Origin of the sequence: Sphingobium sp. TA15 (genome assembly GCF_037101235.1) — a bacterium.
GTDB classification, from domain to species: domain Bacteria; phylum Pseudomonadota; class Alphaproteobacteria; order Sphingomonadales; family Sphingomonadaceae; genus Sphingobium; species Sphingobium indicum.
Map to the genome: position 1 here is coordinate 1,517,858 of NZ_AP025355.1, position 20,887 is coordinate 1,538,744.

Consider the following 20,887-nt stretch of genomic DNA (forward strand, 5'->3'; position numbering starts at 1 on the left):
GCCCCATATAGGGCGCGGATTTGAGATTTTGAGGAGTCATTCATTGTCCTGGACCGACGAGCGCATCGACCAGCTCAAGGCAATGTGGGAACGGGGCCTGACCGCCAGCCAGATCGCGGACGAACTGGGCGGGGTCAGCCGCAACGCCGTGATCGGCAAGGCCCACCGCCTGGGCCTGCAATCGCGCCCTTCCCCGGTGAAAGCCAACGAAGTGCCGAAGAAGGCCGCGCCGCCCGCGCGCAAGCCCGCGCCCGAAGCCGAAGCGCCCAAGCCCGCTGCGCCGGTGCAGCATGCCGCACCCACCCCGGTTCGGCCTGCCGCGCCTGCTCCGGTGTCGGCCGCTCCGGCGGCGGAAGCGCCCGCCGCGCCGCAGCCGCGCATCATCTCCGTGGGGCCTGGCGGCTTCCTGCGTCAGGGGCCGGGCGACCAGCAGGCGCCGATCCCCCCTGCCCCGCCGCGCCGCCTGGTTCCCGCCAAGCCCAGCCCGGACATTGCGGGCAAGACGTCGCTGCTGGACCTGACGGAGCGCATCTGCAAATGGCCGATGGGCCATCCGGGCGAGCCGGATTTCCATTTCTGCGGCGAAGCGGTGAACCCCGGCTTCCCCTATTGCGTCGAACATTGCGGCCGCGCCTATCAGGCGCAGTTGCCGCGCGGCACGCGCCGTCCGCCGCCGCCCTTGCCCTTCGGCGGGCCGCGGGTTCGCTGATTGCCGGCATGAAAAAAGGGCCGCTCCAGTCAGGAGCGGCCCTTTTTCATTGGCCCCGCGCCGGGATGGGGCATCCGCATCAGACGATGGTCAGCCCGACGTCGAGGTTATTGCGCGTGGCGTTGGAATAGGGGCAGATCTGGTGCGCCGCCTCGACCAGCCTTTCCGCGTCGGCGCGCTCCACGCCCGGCAGGCTGATTTCCAGATCGGCGGTGATGCCGAAGCCGCCCGCCGAGCGCGGGCCGATCCCGACCGTCGCGGTGACGCTGACATCCTGCGGCACGCGGATCTTCAACTGGCCGCCCGCGACCTTCAGCGCGCCGATGAAACAGGCCGAATAGCCCGACGCGAAAAGCTGTTCGGGGTTGCTGCCGTCGCCGCCGGGTCCGCCCAGTTCCTTGGGGGTGGACAGCTTCACGGCGAAACGGCCGTCTTCCGTGCGGGCTTCGCCGTCGCGGCCGCCGGTGGCCGTGGCGCGGGTGACATATTTCACATCGATGGACATGGGCTTGCTCCTTTATAGTCTGCGATAATCATTATCGCGATAAATATCGAATAAGCGAGTCGCGCCCTCTTGTCCAGCATTTATTTATCGCGATATATATTTCCATGCCATGGAACCGGCAAAGGAGACACGTCATGCCCGCCGCCCTGCCTTTGGACGATCAACTCTGCTTCTCGCTCTACGCCGCCAGCATGGCCATCGGCCGCGCCTACAAGCCGATGCTGGACCGGCTGGGCATCACCTATCCGCAATATCTGGTGCTGCATGCCCTGTGGGAGCAGGACGGCCGCACCATCGGCCAGATCGCGGAGCGGCTGTCGCTCGAATCCAGCACGGTGACGCCGCTGGTCAAAAGGCTGGAGGCGGGCGGCTTCCTGACCCGCGCCCGCAGCGCGGCGGACGAGCGGCGCGTGGACGTGCGCCTGACGGAGCGCGGCGCGGCCATGCGGGAGGAATGCGGCTGCCTGGGCGAGGCGCTGCTGGAACGGTCGGGCATGGAAGGAGCGCAACTGGCCGACCTCAACGGGCGGGTGAAGCAATTGTGGGGGGCGTTGCGGGAATCCCTGCCCTGACACCTTCCTGCCATGACGAACGCGCGCTTGCGCCCGCCGCCCGCCTGCTTATAGCTTGCGTCCATGTCCGAAGACCTGTTCGCCGCCAATTCCTCCACCGCCCCGCAATATGACGCCTCCGCCATCGAAGTGCTGGAGGGGCTGGAGCCGGTGCGCCGCCGCCCCGGCATGTATATCGGCGGCACGGACGAGCGGGCGCTGCACCATCTGGCCAGCGAAGTGCTGGACAACAGCATGGATGAGGCGGTGGCGGGCCACGCCACGCGGATCGAGGTGCTGCTGGAGCCGGGCAACAGGCTGACCATCACCGACAATGGCCGGGGCATCCCGGTCGATCCGCACCCCAAATTTCCGGGCAAGTCGGCGCTGGAGGTGATCCTGACCACGCTGCATTCGGGCGGCAAGTTCAGCGACAAGGCCTATGCGACGTCGGGCGGCCTGCACGGCGTCGGCATCAGCGTGGTCAACGCGCTGTCGATCAGCACGGTGATCGAGGTGGCGCGCAACAAGGAATTGTTCCGCCAGAGCTTCACCCAGGGCCTGCCCAGCAGCGACCTTCAGAAGGTCGGCGCGGCGCCCAACCGGCGCGGCACGTCGGTCAGCTTCATTCCCGACACGGAGATTTTCGGGGAGCAGAAGTTCAAGCCGTCCCGCCTCTACCGGTTGGCGCGGTCCAAGGCCTATCTGTTCGCGGGCGTGGAAATCCGGTGGAAATGCGCGCCGGAACTGATCGCCGACGAGACCCCGGCCGAGGCTGTGTTCCAGTTTCCCGGCGGGCTGGCGGATCATCTGAAGGAACAGGTGGGCGACCGGGAATGCGCGACGAGCGCCTTCTTCTCCGGATCGCAGGATTTTCCCGACGCGGCGGGTCGGGTGGAATGGGCGGTGGCGTGGCCGCTCTGGTCGGACGGCTCCTATAGCTGGTATTGCAACACCATCCCCACGCCCGACGGCGGCACGCATGAGACCGGCCTGCGCGCCGCTTTGGTGAAGGGCATCCGCGCCTTTGGCGATCTGGTGGGGCAGAAGAAGGCGAAGGACATCACCGCCGACGACATCGTGACCTCTTCGGAGATCATGCTGTCGGTCTTCATCCGCGACCCGCAATTCCAGAGCCAGACGAAGGACCGGCTGACCAGTCCGGAAGCGGCGCGGCTGGTCGAAAATGCGGTGCGCGACCATTTCGACCATTATCTGTCCGACCATATGGAGCGCGGCAAGGCGCTGCTCGCCTATGTGCTCGACCGGATGGACGAGCGGCTGAAGCGCAAGCAGGAGAAGGAGGTCAAGCGCAAGACCGCGACCAATTCGCGCAAGCTGCGTCTGCCGGGCAAGCTGACCGACTGTTCCAACGACGATCCAGAGGGCGCGGAAATCTTCCTGGTCGAGGGGGATTCGGCGGGCGGCTCCGCCAAGCAGGCGCGGGACCGCAAGACCCAGGCGATCCTGCCCCTGCGCGGCAAGATATTGAACGTGGCATCCGCCAATACCGCCAAGATCCTGGCCAATCAGGAGATTGCCGACATGATCCTGGCGCTGGGCTGCGGCACGCGCAAGGACTGCAATCCCGACAATCTGCGCTACGAACGTATCGTCATCATGACCGACGCCGATGTCGACGGAGCGCATATCGCGACGCTGCTGATGACCTTCTTCTTCCAGGAGATGCCGGAACTCGTGCGGCGGGGGCACCTCTATCTGGCGCAGCCGCCGCTCTATCGGCTGGTGGCGGGGGGCAAGAGCCTCTACGCCAGGGACGACGCGCATCGCGAGGAAATCCTGGCGAAGGAGTTCAAGGGCAAGAAGGTGGAGGTCAGCCGCTTCAAGGGGCTGGGCGAGATGAATCCCGGCCAGTTGCGCGAAACGACGATGGACCCCAAGACCCGCAGCCTGATCCGCGTCACGCTGCCCGACGATATCGAGGACCGGCAGCAGGTGCGCGAACTGGTCGAGCGGCTGATGGGCACCAATCCGGCGCATCGCTTTGCCTTCATTCAGGAGAATGCGGCGAATGTGGATGAGGAAAGCATCGACGCCTGAGAAGCGATTTACTTGAAAATCGCGGCAACCAGATTTCGCGATTTACTTGAAAATCGCGGCGATCGGATTGCGCGATTTACTTGAAAATCGCGACGGCCAGATTTCGCGATTTACTCGAAAATCGCGGCGATCGGATTGCGCGGTTTGACTGAAATGGCCCGGCAAAAAACTGCCGGCAATTTTTTGCCTACCGGCGCGTTAACCAGCGCGGGGCACCTGATGTTCAAATTTCGGCGCGATACCGGCAAGCATGTCAGGCTTCGCCCCGTCCTGTTGCACGGCCCCTTGCCGCACCGCGCTTCGCGCCGCCCCTGCCCTCCTGCTGGCAATCGCGAGCGGCCATGCCTTGGCTCAGGCTCCGCTGGCGGCGTTCCCGGACGCTTTCGGTCATAGCCGCGCCTATACGCCCGCCGAACGCATTTCCGCCAATCTCCTCGCCGGCGGCATGAGCCGTCTGGCGGCGATCAGCGCGCAGCAGGGCGGTGCGGCCAGCCCCGCGCCCTGGCCGACGCAACCGGCCGCTCCGGATGCGATCGTCAACGAAAGGCGCATCAGCGACTTCAGCGGCAAATTGCCCGGCTGGCGGTTGCAGGGCGTCCAGCTTTCCGTGGTGAGCTATCGCCAGCCGGAACTGGTGCCGGGCTTCATGCGGGGATTTTTGTCGGTGCCGACGGCTGCCGCTGTTCCGCAGGCGAGCGCCTTCGTCATTCCGGTTCGCCAGGTTCCCGTGCTTTCGGGCCAGGTCATGCCGCCGCGCAACGGCCAACCCGATGTGTTCGGATCGGTCGCCATGCCGATTTCCCGGACGCTGCTGGACGGCAAATGGGCCTCCGTTTCGGCGACGCTGCCCGGCAAGGGCGTGTGGAGCGGCATGTTGAACGCGGCGCGGGGATCGGCGGCGCAGCAGCAGGTCGAGATGATCAATAGCTGGGTCAACGGGCGGCTGCGCTTCGTGGACGACCGACAGGGCGGCGACAATTGGGCGTCGGCGGCGCGGACGCTGCAAAGCGGCGTCGGCGATTGCGAGGACTATGCCATCGCCAAAATGAAGCTGCTGGAGGCGGCCGGTTTCGACCGGCATGCGATGTTCCTGGTGATCGCCCGCGATCTGGTGCGGCAGGCGGACCATGCCGTGCTGGCGGTGCGGATCGGCGGGGAATTGATGATCCTGGACAATATGACCGATCGGGTGCTGCCTTCGTCCAGCGTCGGGGACTATCGGCCGATCATGAGCTTCAACGCCTTTGGGCGGTGGACCCATGGCTATCGGGTGACGACGCCCGCGAAGGTGCAGTTCGCTGCGCGGTGAGCGAGTCCTGGGTGGCAAATGGCCATTTCAGGACATCAATCAATTCCTCCCTACGCGGAGCGTGGGGAGGGGGACCATGCGGAGCATGGTGGAGGGGAAATGGCGTGACCTGCGTATCTTCCCCTCCACCAGCCTTCGGCCGGTCCCCCTCCCCATCTAGCGATGGGGAGGAATAGGATAGGTCCGTAATCCAACCAATCACCTGCCTGCACGTGAGCACAATTCCCATGGCGTGAAGGCTTACCGCTCCCGCAGCGCTTCCGAACGGGCCTTCATGATGGGTTTCAACAGATAGGCCAGCACCGACTTGCGGCCGGTCAGTATCTCCACGTCGCACACCATGCCCGGCGTGATCGGCAGCTTGTGCGCGCCTGAGCCGAGCCAGGCGCGGTCCGTTTCCACGACCACGGTGAAATAGGCTTCGCGGGTCGCCTCGTCATAGACGCTGTCGGCGGAAACCTGCTGCACCGTGCCGGTCAGGCCGCCATAGATGGAGAAATCATAGGCCGTCACCTTCACCACGGCGCGGTCGCCGGTCTTGATGAAGGCGATGTCGTTGGGCTTCACCCGCGCCTCCACCAGCAGCTTGTCGCCGACGGGGACGATCTGCATGATCTTCTGGCCCGGACTGACATAGCCGCCGATGGTCGTCACCTGCACGTCGTTCACCACGCCGTCGACGGGCGAGCGGATCTCAGCCCGCTGCGCCCGTCCCTTTGCGCCCCGAAGAGACTCGCTGTTGACGGCGATCTTCGCCTCCAACTGGCTACGCTCGTTGAGCGCGTCCTGACGGAACTGGTAATTCGCCTCCGATTGCTGCGCCTGCGCCTCGCGGATGGCGGCGGCGGCGCGGGAGGCCTGCTGCTGCGCGGCGTTCAGCCGGCCCTGCGCGTCCACCAGATCGCGGCGGGCGTCCAGCAATTCGGTCTGCGGGATGATCGATTTGGCGGCGAGCGGCTCCAGCATCGCCACACGCTGGCGCGCCAGTTGCACGCTGCCGCCCAGGCTGTCGATGGTCGCCTGCGCCTCGCCCAGTTCGCGGCGGCGCTGGTCGACCTGGGCCGACAGCGCGTCCTGCTTGCTGCGCAAGGCCGACTGGCGAACGGCGGCGAGCGCCTGTTCCTGCGCGCATTCCGGCCCGCCGGTCGTGCAGGCCGCGCCTTCGCCCGTGCCCTCTTTCTCCAGACGCCCGGCGCGCGCGGTCAGGGATCGGGTCTCCGCCTGAATCTGGCCCAGTTCGGACGCCAGCATCGCGTCGTCCAGCCGCACCAGAAGCTGGCCCTTGCTCACCTTCTGGCCGGATCGGACCAATATTTCCTCGATGGTGGTGGGTTCGGCGGACTGGATGACCTGCGCCTTGCTGGACGGGATCACCCTGCCCTGCCCGTGCGTCACCTCGTCCACCGGCGCCAGGCTGGCCCACATCAGGAAGACCAGCATGCCGCCGCCGCTGTAGAGAATGACCTGCTTGTTGCCCGGTTGTCCCCGCAGCCAGCCTATCCAGCGCGAAATCATGGTTGCACCCCTTGGAGATGATGGTCGTCCGCGGCCAGAGTGACCGGCGCGGCTTTTTGCTGGCGGGCGAGCATGTCGCTCAGCGCGCCGCCGCTTGCCTGAGGATCGGGGATGGAGAGTTTCCAGCCCTTGGTCGGGTCCATGCGGCCGCCCACGTCATTGGCCGCCCGCCGTTCGGGCAGGGCCGCGACGGGCGGATAGTCGATGGCCGGTTCGGCCGCCCTGGCGAAGCGCGACGGGTCGAAGGCGGGAATATGCTCGCCGCCCGCATAGCGGCCGGTGAACGCGCCGGGCATGCCCCAGCCGCCCGGCCAGCGGTAGAAGATATGCGCGCCGATCTGCGCCAGCTTCGCCAGATGCGGCGCCCAGCGCGGGAAGACATAGTCGGCGTGATAATGGGTCGCGGTGCCCACTTCCTTCTCGACCCGGCCGGTCAGCGCGTCGGCGGCGATCCGCTTCGCCCGGCTCCAGAGGTCGGGCAACGGACGGCGCGCCAGCGATCCGTCGCAGACGAAGCTGAACTGGCAGACCGAGGCATCGAAGCGCTGATAGACGACGCCGCACACCGTCTTGGCGAACGCGGGGTGGCGGACGCGGTTCAGCACCACCTGCGCGACGGCGCGCTGGCCGCTTTCGGGTTCGCGGGCGGCTTCATAATAGACGGCCTGCGTCAGGCACTGGAGGGCGCGGTCATGGTCCTCGCCTGCGGCAGCGATGGCGCGGAACGGCTTGGCTGCGCCGGTCGCGCCGGAGAAGCCGAGGCGCTGGTTTTCCTCGCGGGCCCGATCTCCTTCCAATGCGCCGCCTTCCGCCGCCGGGGCAGCTTGCTCCGTCATCTGGACCAGGGCGAGATATTGGCGGGGGATGGCGGGGGCGGCTTCCACGATCTTCGCCTGGATGGCGGGCTGGGGTTGGTCGTGGTGCCACAAAACCGTCGCCGCGAAGGCTGCCGTCGTCACAAGTCCTACGCCCATGATCGACGCACGCCGTACTCCTGCGAAAGCAGGAGTCCAGTTCCGCCGTCCGACCTGGGCTCCTGCCTTCGCAGGAGCACGTTGTGTTGAATGGGCAGGCCGTACTGCGCTCATTGCCCTGCCCCCCGCTGGAGCTGGCCGATGATCTCGTCACGCGGGCCGTCGGCCAGCACGACGCCCTGATCGATCACGATCAGCCGGTCCACGATCCGCAGCAGCGCGTGGCGGTGGGTCGACACGATCAGCGTCTGGTCCGGCTCCAGCGCCTTTTCCAGATGGTCGATGAAGAGATTTTCCGTCTGGTTGTCCATCGCGCCGGTCGGCTCGTCCAGGAAGAGCAGCTTCGCCGGTTCCACCAGCGCTCGCGCCATGACCAGGAAGCTGCGCTGCCCGCCCGACAGACGACTGCCGCGCTCCCCGATATGCAGGTCGAAACCCGCCGCGTCGCGCCCGAAGAAGCGGGACGCGCCCGACCGTTCCAGCGCCTCCAGCAGCTTTTCTTCGCTGGCTTCGCGAGCGCCGAGCAGTAGATTCTCGCGCACCGAACCGCTGAACAATTCGGCGTCCTGCCCGACATAGCGGAAGGCGGAGCGCAGTTCATGCGGATGATATTGGCGGCTGTCCACGTCATCGACGGTGAGCAGGCCCCCGGTGGGGGGATAAAGGCCGCAGATCACCCGGCCCAGCGTCGACTTGCCGGACGCGACCCGGCCGATGATGCCGATGCGCTCGCCCGGCTCGATGCGCAGGTCGATGCCCTTCAGGCTGGGCTGGCTGGCGCCGGGATAGGCGAATTCCAGGCCCTGCGCGACGATGGCGCCCTTGCGGATTTTGGGGATGATGCCCCGCGCCCCGTCCAGCCGTTCGTCGGGCTGGTCGATCAGCGTCTGGAGGCTGTCGAGCGTCGTCATCGCTTGCCGCGCCCGCACGATGACGAAGGCGAGTTGACCCACCGGCGCGAGCGAACGCCCGGCCAGCATGACGATGGCGATGATCGCGCCCATCGAAATGTCGCCCGCCGCGAACATGTAGAAGCCGCCGATGACCAGCGCGATGCTCGTCACCTGTTGGCATAGCGCCGCCAGCGTGACGCTCTTGGAGGAGAGCCTGCGCAGCTTTTCCTGCGTGGCCGCGCTCATCCGGGCGTAGCGGCGCCAGCGTTCCAGCATCCGCCCCTCGGCGCGGCAGGCCTTCAGCGTCTCGATGCCGCCTATGGCTTCGACCAGCGCCGCGCTTTGCAGGCTGGAATCCGCCTGCGCGTCGCGGGACAGGCGGGCCATCGACCGTTGCAGGAACCAACCCGCGCTCGCCATGATCCCCATCATGACGACCGGCACGATGGCCAGCCAGCCCCCCAGCAACGCGATGATGGCGACGAAGAAGAAGAGGAAGGCGATGTCCACCACCAGCACCACGGTGGTGGAGGTGAAGAATTCGCGCACGGATTCGAATTCCGAAACCCGCCGCGCCAGCGCGCCGGTGCTGCCCGAACGGGCGGAAAGCGGCGTGTTCAGCACCTTTTCGAACAGGCGTTGCGACAGGCGTTCGTCGATTTCCCGACCGGCCTCGTCCACCAGCCTTGAGCGGGCGATGCGCAGCGCGAAGTCGAGGCTGAAGGCCAGCATCACGCCGACGCCCAGCACCCACAGGCTGGAGGCCGCCTTGTTCGGGATGATGCGGTCATAGACGTTCATCGTGAACAGCGGCAGCGCGAAGGCGAGCAGGTTGATGATCGCCGCGGCCAGCATCACATAGCCGAAGCCGCCGCGGGCGCGCCACACTTCGCGCCAGAACCAGTGCTGGCGGGCGCGTTCGTCCCAGGGGCGTTCCTCCGCCCGTTCGCGGCCATGGTCGGCCATGACGACCAGCGCCTCGCCGGTGAAATAGCCCTCCAGATCGCTGAGCGGCGCCCAGACGGCTTCCGGCGCGTGCGGAAGCTGGACCAGCGCGTCGCCGCCCTTGATGTCCATGAGCAGCAGGAAGCGCCCGCCACGCAGCGGCAGGATGGCGGGCAGGTTGCCCGGCCGCCATTTGTCCAGCCGGCCCCGGACATGATCGCTGAGCAGGCCGATCTGGTCGAGCGCGGATTCCGCCTGATGAAAGGGCAGCCGCCCGGATTCATCGACGGCAAGCCCTGCGCGAAGGCTGACGATCCCCGGCGAGCGGTCGAAATGCCGCGCCGCATGGGCGATGCTTTCGACCAGCTCGTCGCCAGGCGCGCCCTGATGGTCCAGCCATTCGGCTAGACTGAGTGTGCTTCGTTCCAACATTGTTTACCCCGCGCCATCCCGGCTTGCGCCGGGATGACCCCCAATAATGAAACTCAGCCCGGATAACGCCGCCGCTGCAATTCAGCGGGCGGCAGATCGGGGACATTATAGGTCTTCCGCGCTTCCGCCCTGGCGTCCGAAGGCGCGGCGAGACCCAGCGTGTCCAACAGCGTGTTGGTGGCCGCCAGGATCTGATATTGCGCGAAAATCTCCGAGAAGCGGGCCGTTTCCGTCCGCACCTGGGTGTTGAAGCGGGTGTTCTGGCTGTCCAGCACGTCCAGCAGCGAACGCCGCCCGACATTGAACTGCTCGCGATAGGAGACGAGCAGCCCGTCGGACACCGTGCCCTGCCGCGACAGGTCAGTCACGCGCTTCTTTTCCGTGTCCCAGCGGTTCCAGGCGGTGCGGACATCCTCCTCTGCCTCGCGCAGGCGCTGGCTGAGGCGGAAGCGCGCTTCGCTGGCCCGGCGGGTCATTTCCTGGACCTTCGCCCGGTTGATGCCGCCATTATAGAGCTGCCAGCGCACGACCACCCGGCCCTGCACGTCGTTGGTGCTGCCCCGGAAGCCGTCCACATCCTCACCGATGCGGCCCGTTCCTTCCAGCGAGACCGTCGGCCCAAGCTCCGACTTCGCCTCGTCCACGACGGCGTGCGCCGCCTGGATGTCGGCTTCCGCCTCGCGCACCAGCGGATTGTGGGTGCGGGCGGCGGCGATGGCTTCATCCAGCGTCGGCGGCACGGCGCTCGTCACCGGATCGGGCATCACCACCTGATCGATGGACAGGCCGGTCAACGTGCGGAAGGAAATGGCCGCATTGGTCATGTCCTGCTCCGCCTCGCTCTTGCGGACGAGGGCGGCTTGCAGCCGTTCCTCCGCCTGTTGCTGGTCGGCGATGCTGATCGAACCCTTGGAGACACCCTCGCCCAGGTCGCCCAGCAGCTTGCGGTGGAAGGCGATATTGTCCTCCGCCGCCGCGACGACCCGCTGCTGGAGCATATAGTCCAGATATTGACGGGTGACGTTCAGCGCCACGAATTGCGAGCGTTCGCCCACGCGCAGGGCAGCGCCGTCGGTGCGGGCCGCCTGCCGCCGCTTTTCAGCGCTGCGATAGCCGGAGTCCCAGACGGTCTGTTCCGCCCGGACGCTGGCTTCCAGCGGCCAGAGCGTCTGGTCGTCCAGGTTCAGCGCGCGGCGGGTGGCGTTTTCCAGGCGGCGGACGCCCGCCGACCCTTCGACGCTGACGCGGGGCAGATAGAGGCCCTTTGCCTGTTCGCGTTCGAATTCGATGGCCTGCTTGTTCTGGATCGCCTGGTTGATCTCCGGATGGCTGTCGATCGCCGCGGCGATCGCGCTCTTGAGATCGGTGGTCTGGGCCCAGCCCGTGCTCACCATGGCCGCCGCGCATAGGGCGATCAGGCTGCCGCATGTCTTGCGCATGATAGTCATGCCTTCCTCCCCTTAATTCGCGCTGGCGGTGATTTCGACCCGACGGTTCATCGGTTCGCGCACACCATCGGCGGTTTCGATCTTCAATTGGGTTTCGCCCAGGCCGGTGACGGTGATGGCGTCGGCGGACACGCCGCCCTGGCTCATCAGGCTGGCGACATTGCGCGCCCGGCGCAGCGACAGGCCGTCATTATAGCGGTTGCTGCCCGACGTGTCGGTATAGCCGGTGACGCCGAAGCGGGTCCAACCGCATTGCGCCGCCGTCTGCGTCAGCGTGGAGATGGTGCCCGCGCCTTCGGGAAGCGGGGTGTCCATGTTCCAGTCGAAGAAGATTGACACCGCCGGCGCCGTGCAGTCCAGCGCGGGTGGGGCTGGGGCTGCCGACACCGGCGGCGGTGGCGGCGCCGAAAGGCGGGCCACAAAGTCGTCGCACTTGTTGATGCTGTCCGCATCCTTCGTGCCGGATTTGATGAAACCGATGGCGATGCCGCACTGGTTCTTCGCTTCGACCGCGTAGGTCCAGCGGCTGTCCTGCGCGGCGCGCACGCTGGCGTCGCCAACGGCCTTGACCGCCGTGTCGTACCGGCTGGTCAGCGCGTCCCGCAATTCGGACTTGCCCAGTTGCAGCAAGGGCGAGGCAGGCGCCGCCCAGGCCGCTGTCGTCAGCATGACGGTCGCCACCCCGGCGGCCGCAGCCTTTCCAACTGCATTTCGCATATTCACTCTCCCCAAAATTCCCCGCGAGAAAATCGAATTGTCAGCCATGGGCGACCGCCATCGCTTCATGCGCGACCATCGCCGCTTCGAAGATGGCCGTGGCCGCCGCCAGATGCCCGCTGTCCACCGCCTCGCCCGCGACCGGGTTCAGCAGGATGGGCGTCGAGGCATGCTCGCCACCCGGCAGGGCGGCCAGCAGCGCGTCGATGTTCGGCGCGTCATGGGCCCCCAGCGCTTCCTTCACGACATCGGCGGCATTGGCTGCCGGAGCGGCCTGCTGCGCAGCCAGGACCGCCGCCGCATTGCCGTCGAAGGCAGGCGGCAGGTCGATGGACTGGGCCAGCAGACCCTGATGACCGCTGAGGTCGGGCTGAGGCGCGTCGGCCGTTTCGACGGTCGAGACATGCGCATCGCCATCGGACAGGGTGGCATGGTCGGGCGCGGCCTCTTCAGCAGCGTGGCCGGTCGGCGCAGGCTGCTCATGGGTCGCCTGATCGTCGTTCGCGGCGAGCGTGGTGGGCGCGCTTTCCTGCGTGGCGGCAGGCTCGGCCTCGACCGTGACGGCCGGGGCGGTTTCCGTGACCGGCGCGGCGCTTTCGGTCGCGGTCGGCGCGGGCTGCTGCTCGGCCGGAGCCTCGGCCGCGCCCGCCACGGCGACCAGGCTGGCCGCGACCAGCGCCTGGTTGAAGCCGCTGGCGGTGCTTTCCGTGGTCTTGCTCGCATCGCTGCTGCCGGTGGCGAAGATAACGTCGCCGACCGTGCCCTTGGTGCCGTCGGTGCGGGTGAAGCTCGCTTCGCCCAGCACGGTGACGTCGCCATTGGCGGCACTGTACGTCTTGCCGTCGGAATTCAGGTCGATCGATGCGATGCCGAGATCGGTCAGCGACTTGAATTCGCCCTGATCGACCGCGCCATTGCCGTTCGCGTCCTGCCAGACCCCGAATTCGGCGAAGGCAGTGTCGGCCGTATCCAGCTTGCCGTCGCCATTGCTGTCATAGGCGAGGCGGAGGCCTTCCAGGTCGGTCTGCGCACCCGGAGCATCGTCGGTAAAGACGATGTCGATGCCCTTGCCCGTGACATGGCCAAGTAGTCCGTCTTCGGACGACACCCACGCCGTCGCCACCGCGCCGTTGCCATAATCATGGGTGACGCCGGCATCCAGGCCCACGAAATGCAGGCCGTCGCCGTTCAGGTCGATCGCCACCGGCGGCGTCGGGCTGGTCGCGTCGACGAAGACGTTGAGCGTCGATGTGGAGGTGACGTCGCCATCCTTGTCCGTCGCCTGCACAGTGAAATGCAGGTCGATGTCGGAGGGCAGGATCGTCTTGTTGATCACCAGGCTGGTGAAGCGGACGCCCTGGCCGCTGCCGCCCACGCCCTCGATCGAAACGCGGTTGAATTCCGACATCACGGGATCGATCAGGGTGGACGTGCCGGTGACGTTGAAATTGGTGTAGACCACCTCCGACTGACCGGTCACGTCATTATAGACGGTGACCTTGATGCCCAGCGATCCGTTGATGTTGTCGTTCTTGAGGATGATGGAGCTCACCATATCCGGATTGACAGTTGCGGCCTGATCGCCCGCCTGTCCCGGATTGTGGAATTCGATGGTGAAATTTTCTCCGTTGCCGACAAATTGATTGTCGACGCCGAAGCCCTGGGTGGACGAGTTCACGCCATTGCCGTTGCCGGTGAATTCGACCCGGCCGTCCGCCGTCTGGACGAAGGGGGTCGGACCGCCGGCGCTGAGGCCCAGCAGCGAGATCGTCTCGCTGGTCGCTGCCTGCGGCGTCACCAGCGTGAAGACCGACGTGCCGTTCGCATTCACCTGAAGGGTGAAGACGGTGACAGGCGGATTGCCCCCCGGGCCGTCGGGATCGGTCGTGGCCGTCAGCAGCGCGCCCGTAGCGTTCTGCGTGGTGGTGTAGCTGATGCCGGGCAGCACCGGGCCGGTGATGGCGAAGCTGCCATGCCCGTCGGCGCCTGCATTATAACTGAACGTGCCGTTGCCCACGACATTGGCGCCGTTGACGACGGTGATGTTGCTGAAGGCGCCAAGCGTGCCGACATCGTCCAGGAAGCTGATGGTCTGGCCGAAATTGATCTGCTGGCTCACCGTATCGGCGTCGCCGTCCACGGCGGTCGCCGTGAGGGTGATGAGGCTGCCCACATCAAGTCCGATAGCCTGATTGGGTCCGGTATCGGGCGTGTGGAGAACGGCGCGCTGCTGATCCAGCGTCACCGCGCCCAGCGCGTCGACCGTCAGTTGGAACACGACCGGCCCCCCGGCCGCATTGCCCGAACTGGTGCCTTCGCGGCCCACGACCTTGCCCGATTCCACGAACAGATAGACGCGATTGCCGGTGGCGGTATCGAAGAGGTTGGTGGCCGCGCCCTGCGCGCTGACCCCCAGCGAATAGCTGAGCGACCCCTTGCCGTCGGCCCCGTAGAGCGCAGTGAAGTTGCCTGCGAAGCTGGCCGTGGCGTCAAACGCCAGATTGCTTTCATCGACGACCAGCGAACCCGCAGCCGGCAGTGTCGCCGTAACCGCCGGGCTGTCATCGTCGATGGTGACGCTGATCGTCCCGCTGGCGCTTTCATTTTCGGCATCCGTCACGGTTACCGCGACGGTGAAGGACTTGTCGTCCTCGCTCGCCGGATCGCTGTGCTTGACCGGCGCGAGCAGTTCGAAGCGATAGGCGCCGCTGGCCACGTCGGTGATCTGCAACGTGAAGATATTATCCCCCGTCACCGCATCCTTTCCAGTCAGCGTGTGGCTTGTGCCGTCCCATATCGTCTGGATCACATGGTTGGACAGGGTCCGCAGGCCCGTGTCGGCCACCGCGCCCAGCACGATATTGCCGGCGCCGTCATTGCCGAAGTTGAGCCCTGCCAGCGTCCCTGTCTTGACGATGTCCGCGCCGTCCACGTCACCCGTCACCGGCTGGGTCACGCCGTTGGCAAGACCGTCCTCATCGACCGTGAAGGCCGCAGCCGCCGCGCTGATCGACGGTCCCGTATCGGTCAGCAGGACCGAGAAGGTCGCCGAGGAGGTGTCCCCGTCGCCATCCTTGATGGTGTAGGTGAACGTCTCGCCGATGGAGGCGTAAGGCGCCGCGATATTGTGGTGCGACGTGTAGACCAGATTGCCGCCGACTATGGAGATGGTGCCGCCCAGATTGCCGGTGCCGATCGCGATGGCGGGCGAGCCGGGGCCGTCCGCGCCGAAGACGTCATTGCCGAGCAGCCCGGCAACCGTGCCGACGACCACGCCGCTGGCATTGTCATCGACGATGGCCAACTGGCCGTCATTGACCGCTTGCGGCACGTCGTCCGAAACGGACAGGTTGACCGTCGCGGTGGCGCTGTCGCCGTCCTGATCGGACGCGACGACGCCGACGCTGCCCAGGGAGACGCTGTCGTCCAGGGCGATGTTCGGATGGCTGTCATAATTGTCGAGCAGCGTCGCCGTCACCTGCACATTGCCGCTGAGGCCCGCGCCGATGGAGGCGGGCGCCGTCAGCGTCAGCGCGACGATCTTGACGCCCGTGCCGACCGGGCCGTCCCAGCCCTCGATCAGCGTGGCGCTGACGCGGTTCCAGGTCAGCCCGCCGCCCAGGGCGGACAGGTCCGTGGCGAAGGCGAAGCCGGTCAGCGCGTCCGATCCGGCCGTGAAGCTGACGTTATCCTGCACGAAGTCGGGATTGCCCTGCGTCGTGCCGCCCGCCAGATTCTGATCGTCCAGCGCCAGGCTGATCGGCGCGCCCGCGATGGGGTTAGCCCCGTCCGTGACCGTGATCGGCTGCACGGCGGTCGACTGGTCCCCGTCGCCGTCGGTGATGACGTAGGAGAAGCCCGCGCTGACGCCGCTGGCATTGTTGAGGTTGGTCGACGGGTTGAAGGTCCACGCGCCCGCCGCCGTGAAGGTATAGGCGCCGAAGGCCCCGCTGACGTTGGTCGTGCCCACGGCGTTGATCGCCGTGGTGACGCCGCCGATGGTGACGGAGGTCAGGGTCGCGCCGTCCGCGCCGGGCGTGTCGTTGGTCAGGACGTTGCCGCCGATGTCGGCGCCATCCTCCGCCACGGTCAGGAGAGCATCGTTCACGGCCGTCGGAACATCGTCCACCACGTCGATGGTGATCGTGCCGTTGGCGATATTGCCGGAGCCGTCGACCGCCTGATAAGTGAAGACCTCCGCGCCCGCGAAGGTCAACGGACCGTCATTCGCCGTCGGGCCGTCCACCGGCGAGGTCAGCGTGTAGGTGTAGCTGCCATTGGCGTTCAACTGAAGCTGGCCGTGGCTGCCGGTGGCGGAACTGGTCAGCGTGTAGCTGACCGCGCCCGCGACGTTGAGCTGGCCGGTCGCGGTTTCGGTGGGCTGGCCCGGCGCGCTGCCGGTGACGCTGCCCGCCGCGATGTCCGATCCGGTGATGCCGGTGTCCAGCGCGGCTTCGAAGACGGTCTTGGTCTGATTGTCCGGGGCGAGCGCGACATTGGCGACGTCGATGGTCAGCGTCGTTGTCGCCAGGTCGCCGTCCGCGTCGCGGATGGTATAGACGAACACGTCCTGCTGATCGGCCGAAATGGCGTTGGGCGTCGCGTCATAGCGATAGCTGCCGTCGGCGAAGAGCGTCAGCGTGCCGTAATCGCCCGCGACCGCCGTGCCGACCTGGCCGCTGACGGGGCTGGACGGATCGCTGCCCTTGGCCACGCCGACCACGCCCGGCGCATAGCCGTCCGCGCCCGGCTGGTCATTGTCGAGCACGCCGTCGGCCGCCGCGACGATCAGCGAGCCGCCCTCGCTCACCGAACCGCTGTCGGCCGTCGCGATGGGCGCGTCGTCCAGCACGGTCACGTTGATCGTATCGGCCGGAGAGACGTCGCCGTCGCTGTCGGTCACGCGCACCGCGAAGGCGTCGCCCGCCTTGGGGTCGGCCGCGCCGCTGATGCCGTCGCCGTCGCTGGTGACATTGTCGGGATGGGCCGGGTCGTTGACCGCCAGGGTGTAGCTGTAGCTGTAATGCCCCGCCCCGTCCGAGGTCACGGTCAGCGCGCCCGCCGCGCCCGCGACGACCACCGGCGTGCTCGCCGTCGCGCCGGTGACGTCGACCCAGGCGCCGTTCTTGTCCTGCACCTCGACCTTGGTCAGCGTGTCGCCGCCGGTCGCGATGGTCATGGAGCCGGTCGCGGTCTCGCTGTTCCCGGCCTGCTGCGTGCCGCCGGGCAGGCCCGCTTCGGACACGGTCATGTCGGTGACGCTGACGGTCGGCGTCGAATCCTGGAGCAGGTTGATCGTCACCGTGGCGGTGGACTTGTCGCCGTCGCCGTCGGTGATCGTGTAGGTGAAGCTGTCGCTGCCCTCCGCGCCCGCATTGGGGGTGTAGAGGAAGACGCCATTGCCCTGATAGACGACCGTGCCCTTGGCTGCGCCGCTCTCCAGCGCCACGCCGCTGGCGAGGTTGACGCCGTCCGCCCCGGCCACGTCATTGGCGAAGACGTCGATCGTCACCGCCGCATTTTCGGTGAGCTGGCCCGCGACGTCGTTCACCGCCGTCGGCACGTCGTCGACCACGCGGATGTCCAGGCTGGCGCTGTCGGTGGACCCGTCCGTGTCGGTGACGACGACCGCGAAACTGTCCGTCAGGCTGCCGTCATTGACGCCGCTGTGCAGCAGCGTGTTGTCAGTGAGGACATAGCTGTAGCTGACGGTCCCGCCGATCACGTCGCCGTCCGCGCCCAGCGTCGGCGTGAAGCCGGTGATGCTGAGCGTGCCATAGGCGTTGGCGATGGTGACGCCGCCGATGAAGCCGCCCGCGCCGAAGATCGGCTGGCCGCCGACAGTGACGGTCGCCACGCCGTCCGGCGCGGACAGGGTGAAGCCGCCCGTCTGGGTCAGCGCCGCCACATTTTCCGAACTACCCCCCGGCAGGTCGTTTTCGAAGACGGTTTCCTCCGCCCCTTCGCCGTCCAGGCCGTTGATGGTGACGCCATCGTCGCTGCCCTGGATGGTGATGGTGATGGTCGCGGTGCGCGCATCGCCGTCGCCGTCGGTCAGCGTGTAGGTGAAGGTCTCGGTCAGGGTCTCGGTCTTGTCCAGGCCCTGGACCACGCCATTTTCATTATCCAGCGTATAGGCGTAGCTGCCGTTCGCCTGGATCACGAGCGATCCGTACAGTCCGGCCAGCGGCGCGCCGACCGTTCCGGCCGTCCCGCCGAAGGCGATGGCGCTGACCTGCGCGCCGTCGGCGCCCTGCACGTCGGCATTGCCGTCGGTGCCGTTGGCGTCGCTGCCGCCCGAACCGGTGATGACGTTGCCGTCGGCCACCAGCGGGCCGTCCTCGCGCACCGAGTCCGTGTCGTTCGTCGCGGTCGGCACGTCGTCCAGGATGGTGATGGTCAGCGTATCGGTCGCCGTGTCGCCGTCCACGTCGGTGACGGTGACGACGAAGCTGTCCGTCACGTCGTCGCCGGTCGTGTTGGTCGTCAGTTCATAGGTATAATCGATCTGGCCTTCGTTAAGGCCGGTGATCGTCAATATGCCCTTGTCGGTGGCGATGGTCGTTCCGATGATGACCGGCTGCCCGTTGATCGTCACGGTCGCCGGGCCGTCCGGCGCGGTGTAGGTGATGGTGCCGTCCGTCGTGTCGACGCCGCTGCCCGCATTGGACCCCATCGGGTTGACCAGGCCGGATTCGTCGACGATCGTGCCTTCGCCCACCTTCGGGATGGAGACGATCATGACATTGCTGTTCGCGATGTCGATCCGCAGCGTGGCGGTGGAGGTGTCGCCGTCGCCGTCGCGCAGCGTGTAGCTGAAGCTGTCGCTCACCCCGCCCGGCGTTCCGGCCGCGCGGACATAGACATAGCTGCCGTCGGCGTTCAGCGTCAGCGTGCCGTAAGCGCCCTCGAACGTGCCGGTGGTCGAAACGACCGCGCCGTCCGCGCCCCTGACGTCGGCGCCCGCCGCGCCGGAAACGGTGCCCGCCCCGGTGATGACATTGCCGGTTTCCGGGCCATAGGCGCCGGCGGCGACGCCGTCGACATCATTATTGGCGGTCGGCACGTCGTCCACGATGCGCACATCGACCGAGGCGTTGGCGGCCGATCCGTTGCGGTCGGTCACCACCACGGCGAAGCTCTGCAGGATGCTGTCCGCGCCCGCTGCGCCATGGCCCAGGCTGTTGTCGGTCAGCACGAAGCTGTAGGTGAAGGTTCCGGCCGTGGGCACGCCGCCCTGGGTGGCGGTGGCGGTGAAGCCGGTGATGGTGAGCGTGCCGACCGGCGTCGTCACCACCTGCCCCGCGACGAAGGCGCCGTTCGCCAGCACCGACACGCCGCCGACGGTGACGCTCGACAGGCCGTCAGGGCCGTTGACGCCGAACGAGCCGGTCTTGGTGAGGCCAGCCGCATCGGGCGAACTGCCGTCGGACAGGTCGTTTTCCAGCAGCACGACTTCGGCGCCCTCGATCCCCGGCGCGCCGTTCAGGCCGGTGATGGTGACGCCGTCATCCGCGCCGTTGATGGTGATGGTCAGCGTCGCCGTGGAGGTGTCGCCATCGGCATCGGTGATCGTGTAGCTGAAGCTGTCGGTCAGCGTCTGTCCGGGCACCAGGAACTGCACCGCTGCATTGCCGTTGGCCAGCGTGTAGCTGTAGGCGCCCGACGCGGCCAGCGTCAGCGTGCCGTAGCTGCCCTGGAAGCTGCCGGTGGTCGACACGACCGCGCCGTCCGCGCCCTGGATGTCGGCGACGCCGTCGGTCGCGTTCGCGTCGCTGCCGCCGCTGCCGGTCAGGACATTGCCGTCGGCGACCAGCGGGCCATCCTCGGTCACGCTGTCAGCGTCGTTGACGGCGGTCGGAGCGTCATCCGCGATGGAGATGGTCAGGGTGGCGCTCGCCTGATCGCCATCGCTGTCGGTGACGACGACGGTGAAGACTTCGGCGGGCGGCGCGCCCACTACATTGTCGCTCAGCACATAGCTGTAGCCGATGGCGGACGGCGTGATCGAGGTGATGGTGAGGACGCCGAGCGGCGTCGTGACCGTCTGGCCGACAGTGGCGATCGCAACGCCGTTGATGGTGACGCCCGCCAGCCCGTCGGTGGCGGTGATGGCGATGGTGCCCGTAGTGCGCTCGCTATCGCTGGCGGCCGCCGAACCGGCAGGCTCGCTGCCGCGCGCGGGAAGGCTAGCCTCGCTCACCCCGGCCGTGGCAGCAGTGGCGCCGGCCGGCTGATTGGGGGTGATGATGGTGACCGCCGGCTCTTCATCATCCTGCAGCGGGACCGGCAGGATCTCCCGCGTTTCTGGCTGGGTGAACAGCAATTCGGTGGGCGGCAGCAGGTCGCCCAGGCCATGGGGGTCGCCCACATTGCCGTCCGGGCCGATGAAATTGCCGCCGGAGCTGCGCGGCGGACCCGCTGCGGGCTGCGGCTCCTCCCCGATCAGCAAGGCCGCCAGGTTGACGGAGGGAATTTCGACGTCGCCCACGACCAGGCGCGGCATGACCACCGCGCCGTCCAGGATCACCATGTCGGTGCCGTCGGGCAGGTGGACGATCAGATTGCGTCCCGAAACCTCGATCTGGTTGATGTCGGTTCCGGCGGGCAGCACGACGGTGCCGTCGGGATTGGGCGCGACCGTCCGCACGACGTCCGCATGATGCATCTTGCCGGGATGGACCGCCTTGCCCTTCGCCGCCAGGGCGGCCGCTTCCGGATGAAGGGCCTGCTGATGGTCGACGGTGCCTTTGCTATCCCAATCGCGCTCGAAATCCATTGTCCATCCCACCTGTCGCCATGGGGGCATGGAAGGAGCGCGCAAAAGG

General features: G+C 67.1%; 11 protein-coding genes. 4 read left to right on the top strand and 7 right to left on the bottom strand.

Annotation, left to right across the window (positions count from 1 at the left end; translation table 11 throughout):
• The first annotated feature begins 43 nt into the window (after window positions 1–43).
• Window positions 44–709 (top strand): GcrA family cell cycle regulator, encoded by a 666-nt coding sequence (locus Sj15T_RS07580; protein WP_013040483.1) that lies wholly within the window; start codon window positions 44–46, stop codon window positions 707–709.
• 79 nt (window positions 710–788) lie between these two features.
• Here the strand turns inward: Sj15T_RS07580 and Sj15T_RS07585 are convergent, their stop codons facing one another.
• Entirely contained in the window at window positions 789–1,214 is a 426-nt protein-coding gene (locus tag Sj15T_RS07585; RefSeq protein WP_013040484.1) for an organic hydroperoxide resistance protein, read from the bottom strand.
• A gap of 134 nt (window positions 1,215–1,348) precedes the next feature.
• On the opposite strand from Sj15T_RS07585, the gene Sj15T_RS07590 reads away from it, so the two are divergent.
• From Sj15T_RS07590 to Sj15T_RS07600, 3 genes are all read left to right on the top strand, one after another.
• A complete protein-coding gene (locus Sj15T_RS07590; protein ID WP_013040485.1) occupies window positions 1,349–1,786 on the top strand; it encodes a MarR family transcriptional regulator in 438 nt (145 codons plus the stop codon).
• Window positions 1,787–1,849: 63 nt separating this feature from the next.
• Complete coding sequence (parE, locus tag Sj15T_RS07595) at window positions 1,850–3,826, top strand: DNA topoisomerase IV subunit B (RefSeq protein WP_013040486.1); 1,977 nt, start codon at window positions 1,850–1,852, stop codon at window positions 3,824–3,826.
• Between the two features lie 346 nt (window positions 3,827–4,172).
• On the top strand, window positions 4,173–5,135 hold the full coding sequence (locus Sj15T_RS07600; protein ID WP_253720648.1) for a transglutaminase-like cysteine peptidase: 963 nt from the start codon (window positions 4,173–4,175) through the stop codon (window positions 5,133–5,135).
• A gap of 240 nt (window positions 5,136–5,375) precedes the next feature.
• Here Sj15T_RS07600 and Sj15T_RS07605 read toward each other — a convergent pair whose 3' ends face one another.
• From Sj15T_RS07605 to Sj15T_RS07630, 6 genes are all read right to left on the bottom strand, one after another.
• Window positions 5,376–6,650, bottom strand: a complete 1,275-nt coding sequence (locus tag Sj15T_RS07605; protein ID WP_013040488.1) for an HlyD family type I secretion periplasmic adaptor subunit — start codon at window positions 6,648–6,650, stop codon at window positions 5,376–5,378.
• Window positions 6,647–7,624, bottom strand: coding sequence for a cell wall hydrolase (locus Sj15T_RS07610; protein ID WP_041385959.1), 978 nt, complete (start codon window positions 7,622–7,624; stop codon window positions 6,647–6,649). The genes Sj15T_RS07605 and Sj15T_RS07610 overlap by 4 nt, the downstream gene beginning before the upstream one ends.
• Before the next feature lie 110 nt (window positions 7,625–7,734).
• Window positions 7,735–9,894 (bottom strand): type I secretion system permease/ATPase, encoded by a 2,160-nt coding sequence (locus Sj15T_RS07615; RefSeq protein WP_013040490.1) that lies wholly within the window; start codon window positions 9,892–9,894, stop codon window positions 7,735–7,737.
• Window positions 9,895–9,947: 53 nt separating this feature from the next.
• Complete coding sequence (locus Sj15T_RS07620; RefSeq protein ID WP_013040491.1) at window positions 9,948–11,342, bottom strand: TolC family protein; 1,395 nt, start codon at window positions 11,340–11,342, stop codon at window positions 9,948–9,950.
• Window positions 11,343–11,354: 12 nt separating this feature from the next.
• Entirely contained in the window at window positions 11,355–12,059 is a 705-nt protein-coding gene (locus Sj15T_RS07625; protein WP_253720649.1) for an OmpA family protein, read from the bottom strand.
• 40 nt (window positions 12,060–12,099) lie between these two features.
• Window positions 12,100–20,838: an Ig-like domain-containing protein gene (locus tag Sj15T_RS07630; protein WP_013040493.1), complete on the bottom strand. Its 8,739-nt coding sequence runs from the start codon at window positions 20,836–20,838 to the stop codon at window positions 12,100–12,102.
• Window positions 20,839–20,887 lie beyond the last annotated feature (49 nt).

Coding starts and splice junctions, on each gene's coding strand:
- Sj15T_RS07590 (WP_013040485.1), top strand. CDS start 1,349: ATGCCCGCCGCCCTGCCTTTGGACGATCAACTCTGCTTCTCGCTCTAC.
- Sj15T_RS07620 (WP_013040491.1), bottom strand. CDS start 11,342: ATGACTATCATGCGCAAGACATGCGGCAGCCTGATCGCCCTATGCGCG.
- Sj15T_RS07605 (WP_013040488.1), bottom strand. CDS start 6,650: ATGATTTCGCGCTGGATAGGCTGGCTGCGGGGACAACCGGGCAACAAG.
- Sj15T_RS07610 (WP_041385959.1), bottom strand. CDS start 7,624: ATGGGCGTAGGACTTGTGACGACGGCAGCCTTCGCGGCGACGGTTTTG.
- Sj15T_RS07630 (WP_013040493.1), bottom strand. CDS start 20,838: ATGGATTTCGAGCGCGATTGGGATAGCAAAGGCACCGTCGACCATCAG.
- Sj15T_RS07615 (WP_013040490.1), bottom strand. CDS start 9,894: ATGTTGGAACGAAGCACACTCAGTCTAGCCGAATGGCTGGACCATCAG.
- Sj15T_RS07625 (WP_253720649.1), bottom strand. CDS start 12,059: ATGCGAAATGCAGTTGGAAAGGCTGCGGCCGCCGGGGTGGCGACCGTC.
- Sj15T_RS07585 (WP_013040484.1), bottom strand. CDS start 1,214: ATGTCCATCGATGTGAAATATGTCACCCGCGCCACGGCCACCGGCGGC.
- parE (WP_013040486.1), top strand. CDS start 1,850: ATGTCCGAAGACCTGTTCGCCGCCAATTCCTCCACCGCCCCGCAATAT.